General features: G+C 52.3%; 7 protein-coding genes. 4 read left to right on the top strand and 3 right to left on the bottom strand.

Features of this window, described 5'->3' with window-relative positions:
- Positions 1–67: 67 nt before the first annotated feature.
- Positions 68–979, top strand: a complete 912-nt coding sequence (gene nadA, locus QVO51_RS09775; protein ID WP_022358247.1) for a quinolinate synthase NadA — start codon at positions 68–70, stop codon at positions 977–979.
- A 169-nt stretch (positions 980–1,148) separates the two neighbouring features.
- Here nadA and QVO51_RS09770 read toward each other — a convergent pair whose 3' ends face one another.
- Positions 1,149–2,168, bottom strand: coding sequence for an MATE family efflux transporter (locus QVO51_RS09770; RefSeq protein WP_022358246.1), 1,020 nt, complete (start codon positions 2,166–2,168; stop codon positions 1,149–1,151).
- A gap of 103 nt (positions 2,169–2,271) precedes the next feature.
- Between QVO51_RS09770 and QVO51_RS09765 the strand changes: the two genes are divergently transcribed.
- Positions 2,272–2,916, top strand: a complete 645-nt coding sequence (locus QVO51_RS09765; protein ID WP_022358245.1) for a DNA-3-methyladenine glycosylase family protein — start codon at positions 2,272–2,274, stop codon at positions 2,914–2,916.
- 40 nt (positions 2,917–2,956) lie between these two features.
- Complete coding sequence (locus tag QVO51_RS09760; RefSeq protein ID WP_022358244.1) at positions 2,957–3,499, top strand: methylated-DNA--[protein]-cysteine S-methyltransferase; 543 nt, start codon at positions 2,957–2,959, stop codon at positions 3,497–3,499.
- A 50-nt stretch (positions 3,500–3,549) separates the two neighbouring features.
- Here the strand turns inward: QVO51_RS09760 and pdxR are convergent, their stop codons facing one another.
- Positions 3,550–4,641, bottom strand: a complete 1,092-nt coding sequence (pdxR, locus tag QVO51_RS09755) for a MocR-like pyridoxine biosynthesis transcription factor PdxR (protein WP_022358243.1) — start codon at positions 4,639–4,641, stop codon at positions 3,550–3,552.
- A gap of 92 nt (positions 4,642–4,733) precedes the next feature.
- Here pdxR and QVO51_RS09750 point away from each other — a divergent pair, with 92 nt between their 5' ends.
- Positions 4,734–5,279 (top strand): ECF transporter S component, encoded by a 546-nt coding sequence (locus tag QVO51_RS09750; protein ID WP_022358242.1) that lies wholly within the window; start codon positions 4,734–4,736, stop codon positions 5,277–5,279.
- Positions 5,280–5,356: 77 nt separating this feature from the next.
- On the opposite strand, the gene QVO51_RS09745 is transcribed toward QVO51_RS09750, so the two are convergent.
- Positions 5,357–6,781: a glycosyl hydrolase family 8 gene (locus QVO51_RS09745; protein WP_022358241.1), complete on the bottom strand. Its 1,425-nt coding sequence runs from the start codon at positions 6,779–6,781 to the stop codon at positions 5,357–5,359.
- Between the last annotated feature and the right edge of the window lie 93 nt (positions 6,782–6,874).

Genomic DNA, 6,874 nt, shown 5'->3' with positions numbered 1-6,874 from the left:
TGCTATAATATAGTAAACCTATTAGAATGATAGGATTTAGCCCAACCGGGCACGGGAGTGAAGAACATTGACAATACACCAGATGCAGGAGGAGATCCTGCGGCTCAAACAGGAACAGGACGTATGCATTCTTGCCCACAGCTACCAGGCACGGGAGATTTTAGAGATCGCCGACTTTACCGGAGATTCCTTTCAGCTAAGCCTGAAAGCAGCAAGCGCCCCCCAGTCCAGAATGCTGCTGTGCGGCGTCCGGTTTATGGCGGAAACGGTAAAGATCCTGTCCCCGAAAAAGCAGGTGCTGCTTGCCAACGGAGCGGCGGGATGTCCCATGGCGGAGCAGATGGACAAGGCACTGATCCGGCAGGTCAAGGAACGGTATCCGGATTACACCGTAGTGGCATACATCAACACCACAGCGGAGCTGAAAACCCTTTGCGATGTATGCGTCACCTCCTCCTCGGCGGTGGATATCTGCCGGAAGCTGCCGGACAAGCGCATCCTCTTTATCCCGGACTGCAACCTGGGAGACTATGTGGCAAAGCAGGTGCCGGACAAGGAATTCAAGCTGCTCAGCGGCGGCTGTCCCATTCACGCCAGGGTGCATGCAGCGGATGTGCAGCGTGCCCGCAGGGAGCATCCGGGTGCAGCCGTACTGGTGCATCCGGAATGCATGCCGGAGGTGCTGGAGCAGGCGGACTTTATCGGCTCCACCTCCGCCATCATGCAGCATGCAGCCCAGTCGGCAGAATCCTCCTTCATCATCGGCACGGAGGTCAGCATCGTGGAGCATCTGTCCTATCAGTGTCCGGACAAGCGGTTCTACCCCCTGTCCAAGAATCTGATCTGCCCCAATATGAAGCTGACCAGTCTGCCGGATGTATACCGGGCGTTACAGGGCGGCGGGGAGGAGATCCATCTGGACAAGGAGACCCTCTGTAAAGCTCGTGCGTGCATCGACCGGATGCTGGAGCTTGGATAAACAAACACCCCTGGATGATAGGCAGATACGCATAAAGAAATTCCCCAAGAACTATTATGAAAGACCTATACAGCGGGCTATGAAAAAGAACAGGCAGAACCTCTATCATGGCGTTCTGCCTGTTCTTTCATTATGATATTTCTTCATATGACGGGGAGTACTGCTTGGCTTATTTATCACCTATCCAATTTGCTCTTTTTCTCTTTCCCAGATAAGCAATGATCGCACCACCCATATTGACCAGCAGAATTGTTGCAACCCACGAAAGCGGAAATGCGTGGTACAGCATCGGAAGCGATGGATACGCCCGGAACGCTGTGCAGATCCAGAGGGTACGAAATGCACAGGTACCGATCATCGTGCTGACAGCCGGGCAGATGGCATGTCCACTGCCGCGCAGGACACCTGCCGGAATTTCGTACAGATTACAAATTGGCTCAAACAGCAAAATACACAGGATCCATATCCCGGCAGTTTCGATTACTGCCGCATCCGTTGAAAAGAAACCGGAAACAGTGTTACGGAACAGGACTATGGAGAAAATCGGAATAGAACTGCAAACGGTGGACAGCAGCAGGCTGCACCAAAGAATGGTTCTGCACCGTGCATATTGTTTCGCTGCATAGTTCTGGCTGGTAAAGGTGGTCGCCGTCTGACCAAACGCCGTGATAATGTAGTAAGTAACGTATTCAAAATTCATAGCGATGGTGCTTCCGGCAATCGCCGTTGCCCCAAAGCGGTTCACCGATGCCTGCACAAAAATGTTTGCCAGACAGAATACTGCCCCCTGCACAGCCGACGGAATCCCCGTTTTTAAAATTTCGCCTATAAAGTGAAGTAAACCATGCGACTTCTGGAAACGCAAGTGGAACTGTCCATCTTTTTTCAAACGAATCAGCACAAGGAATGCCGAAAGACCATTGGAAACGTCCGTCGCCAAAGCAACGCCGGATACCCCCATATGAAACACGATCACAAAAAACAGATTCAATCCTATATTGGCAGCACCGGACACCACAAGAGCCAGAAAGGGATAGCGACTGTCTCCCCGTGCCCGCAGAATGGCAGAACCAAAGTCGTAAAGCAGTAAAAAGGGGTATCCCAGCAGATAAATACGCAAATAAAGCTTGGCAGAATGCAGGAACCGTATTATCGGTGCATTGGACTGGCAATGAAGGATCGAAAGCATATTACGCCCGCTGTTCAAAAATTTCTGGAATACCTGCGGTTTCGGGAATGTACGCAATAAATGATACTATAACCTTACACAGAATCAACGGGAGGTGCATCACATGTATTTTGCATACGGTGAAAGAGAGATTTCCTACCTGCGGCAAAAGGATCGGCGGCTTTGCGAGGTCATTGACCGGATCGGGCATATTGATCGGGAGGTCGATACGGATCTGTTCTCCTCTGTGATCCACCACATAATTGGACAGCAGATCTCCACAAAGGTCCAGGCGACCATCTGGCTGCGGATGCAGGAAGCGCTGGGCAAGGTGAATGCGGAAACCATTCTCTCTGCCGGTGCTCCAAAGCTGCAATCCTTGGGCATGACGTTCCGCAAGGCAGAGTATATCAGGGATTTTGCTCAAAAAGTTTGCAGCGGTGCCTGCAACCTGGAGGCTGTGTGGCACATGACGGATGCGGACGCAATCCGGGCGCTGTGTACCCTCAAGGGCATTGGCGTCTGGACGGCGGAGATGATCCTGCTGTTTTGCATGCAGCGCCCTGATATTTTCAGCTTCGATGACCTGGCAATCCAGCGCGGATTGCGCATGGTTTATCACCACAGAAACATTGACCGGAAGCTGTTTGAAAAATACCGTCGCCGATTCACGCCCTATTGCAGTGTCGCAAGCTTATATTTATGGGCAGCAGCAGGCGGTGCTATCCCGGAGCTGCGGGATTACAAGCCAAAAAATAAAGGCGCATAGCCCATGCAGAAAAAGAATTCCGACCTTTTGGAGGGAAACAATGACTTTTATTCAACCATATGATTCACCACTGGGCGACATTTTGCTGGCGGCGGACGAAACAGGACTGACCGGTCTGTGGTTTGAGGGCGAAAAATATTTTGCCGACAATTTGCCCCAGAAACATATCCGGCAGGAAACACCAATCCTTTCGGAAACCAAACGCTGGCTGGATATTTACTTCACCGGCAAAGAACCCGATTTCATGCCGCCCCTGCATCCCATTGGTTCCTCCTTCCGGCAGGCTGTTTGGAGCATTCTTTTGCAAATTCCCTATGGGCAAACCGTGACCTATGGCGAAATCGCTCAGCAGCTTGCAAGGCAACAGGGAATAGCCCGCATGTCCGCCCAGGCAGTGGGCGGCGCTGTGGGACACAATGAGATCTCCATTCTCATCCCCTGCCACCGGGTAGTAGGAACCAACGGCAGTCTGACCGGATACGCCGGGGGCATCCATAAGAAAATCCGGCTGCTGGAACTGGAGCATACGGACACGAGCCGCTTTTTTGTTCCGAAAAGGGAACGGCGCTGTGATGGCATCTAAGAGCGGGATGCAGGTGATCCGGCGCAAAGCCTATGAGGCATTACCAGGGATCATGTTTCATGCTCCAGCTCCCTGCGCTTTGCCCGTCTCACCCGGTTGATATGCCGTTCAAAGTCCCCGTTGTTGATCAGCTCCGTCAGAACTAGCTGGTCAAATGTGGGCACCGTACAGGAATAAAAGCCCAGTCTATCCTGGAACTGATTAACAAGCTGTTTTGGGAGCACCATATATCCGATTCGCATGGAGGGAGAGATGGTTCGGGAAAAGGTGTTCAGATAAATCACGTTGTCAAAATCGGACAACACAAATAAGGTTTCCATGGGTTGGGAAGATACAGAAAACTCTGATCCATAATCCGACTCCACAATGAATCTTTCCCCACGTCCGGACCAGCGTATGTACTCATACCGCTTAGAGGCGGTGGCAGTCACGCCGGTGGGAAAGCTCCGATAAGGCGTGGTATGCAGCACATCCGCCCGGGTGGCAGCCAGAGCGCCGCTGTCAATGCCATCCGCAGATAGGGGCAGCAGCTCATAGTCCACATCCGCCGCCCGGTAGATCTGCTCGATCTTGTCATAAGAGGGGGATTCGATACCGTATACCCGGCTTCTGCCCAGCAGCTCCACAATCAGCCGGTACAGGTATTCTGCACCGGAACCAATGACAATTTGCCCGATTTCCACCTGAATGCCCCGATTCCGTGCCAGATACTGCCGGATGGCACTGCGCAGCTGTATGCCTCCGGCGTTGGGTGACTTCTCCAGAATCGTTTCTCCGTAATCTGTTAACACCTTCCGCATGGTTTTGCTCAATATGGATATAGAAAAGGTCGGATAAGAAGATGTATCCAGTTTTTCATGGGCAAGCGATACAGGCTCCGCCGTGGATGCAGCAAAGCCATCCGAAGGCTGAAAGATCACGAAATAGCCGCTCCGTTCCCGTGCCTCCGCATACCCCTCATCGCACAACAGTCCGTATGCATGCTCAATGGTAATGGTGCTGATACCAAGTTCCTCCGCCAGCATCCGCTTGGAGGGCAATCGGCTGTTGTATGGGTACACCTGGTTTATGATATCGTTCCGGATCAGCTTATACAGCTGCAAGTACACCGGTCGGTTTTCTTTTTGAATCACATATTTCATCTGACTATATTATTTTCTCCGTTTCTGACCATTGTATATTATCAAAAATCATTATACACTAGTAACATCAAATTTGCAAGGAGGAATTTCAAATGCAAGCAACATCCACAAAAAAGAGAACCGCCTTATGGCTATGTGTAACTGCCCTGTTCATGGCGCTGAACGTGGTGATGAGTTCCTTTGGCGTACCCGTTCCCGGAGGCCATCTGTATATGAATGACATCATCATCTGCGCCGCCGCCATGCTTCTGGATCCGCTGGCAGCATTCATGGTGGGAGGCGTAGGCGCCTTTCTGGGGGATCTGTTCTTCTACCCAACTCCCATGTTTGTTTCGCTGGCAACCCATGGGCTTCAGGCCATTGTCATCTCCGTATGCTCCCACTACATACTGAAAAAGCACCCGGTACTGGCATCTGGCATCGGTGTCACCATCGGCGCAGTGATCATGGTGGTGGGCTACTCCCTGGGTCGTGCCTTTATTTACAGCACACCGGAATACGCTCTGCTGAAGCTGCCCTATCAGATTTTACAGGCTGTGGTGGGCGCTGTGGTCGGCATGATCCTGTACTGGAAGTGCGGCATCCGGAAGCTCTGGAGCTCCAAGCTGATGCCCCAGAAAACCTGTCCGGAGCGATAACCTGACAATCTCTCATACTTTCTTTCATAAAACCAGCTCCACCGGAGGATCCGATGGAGCTGGTTTCTGTCATATGATCAAGCAGGATTCAAAAGTTCCCGTTTTAACAGGCAAAGATCCATTGCATTCAGCTTGCCATCCGGGCACAGATCCCCTGCCTTCCAGTCAGCGAGGGAAGCATCCGGCGTGTGCAGCAGCCATTTCTGCAATGCGATTACATCTGCTACTGTGCATGCACCATCCTGGTTCACATCCCCCCGAACGGGTTGGTCAGCACCAGCGGGTACGATCCAGGCGTTGTCGTCTACGATCAGACAAAGCATGGTGATGGTGTCGCCAAAGTACACATCCTCCCCGTAATCCAGGATCATACTGCGGAGGCTGTCATGCCAAGTATCATACCCGCCGCAGGCTGCTGCCACCAGGAAGGGAGCATCAAAGCAAAGGTCATTCCAGTCGGAAACCGCCTCCCCTGCCGGAGTATAGCCTGCCATGATCTGCGCCGGATCGCCGCCGGTTTTCCGGGTAATAAATCCATTGAGGGCATTGGCGAACTTCAGCGCATCCGCATTTCCATTCACCAGATAATCCATGCTGATCCGCCAGGGCGTCCGGCATGCATTGTAATAAAAATTGCCGTCATGCTCGCTTTCCAGCAAATTTGCTGAAGCCGGCACAAATTTTCCGTTGCTGTCCTTGACAATGAAATCCGGCAAAATGCCCGTACCGTAGGTGTCCACCATCTGGTTGATGATCCGGTAGGTGCTCTCATACAGGGTTGTCCAGCGCGTATCCCCGGAAGCCTCCGCAAACACCGGCATGTACTGAACGATAAAATCCGAGGAACGGGTGGCTGCGTAGTAGGTATCCCCTTCCCTGGTGTTGTGCGCCCAGTCTCCCAGCTGTAACACCCAGTCGGTCTGATTTACCTCATAGGTCATAATGTCGTTCATCACAGCCAGCGCCGCCTGCTTGTAGTTGATGGCGCCGTCACTGCCCCACACCGTATCCGCCATCAGCAGCGCATAGGCAATATCCAGATCCCCGTCCGTTGCGGAATCCGCACCGGCGCTGTTTTGAATGGCGGATCCGTTGTCCGTCTGCTGCCACGCCATCAGATTCGGGCCGATGCCGCTGGGATGCGCCTTGTAATAACGGTACATGCCGTCGAAAATATCCTTCGCCTGGCCGTCATGCTCCGCCATGGACGCAGCAATGAGCATGCCATAGCCGTGGGCTTCGGAAACGGTCACCGCCACCTCTGCGCCGGCTTCTGCGTAGGTTTTCTCCCCGTAGAATACATAATACTGGGGATCTCCCGTCACATAGGGATCCTGCGCCAGATATTTTTCCTTCCAGTATGAATAAAATTGAACCGTTTCCTCTGAAAGTGCTCCCGTTTGCATTTCTTTCACCTCTGCCGCCGTCAAAACTGGTGCAGCATTTGCCATCATAACGGCTCCCGCAGCCATAACAACCGCAGTCTTTCTGCGAAGTTTCATAAAATCCCTCCACTCTATCCTGCTGGATTTGTTGCATTATACCATAATTCTAACGGGCTGTCAAGAAGCAAAGCAACACTGCACAGAGATTGT

It is taken from the genome of Ruminococcus sp. CAG:379 (genome assembly GCF_000434255.1).
GTDB lineage: Bacteria > Bacillota > Clostridia > Oscillospirales > Ruminococcaceae > Ruminococcus_F > Ruminococcus_F champanellensis.
Note: the sequence above shows the minus strand (reverse complement) of the source record. Positions and strands in the feature narration are given on the sequence as shown.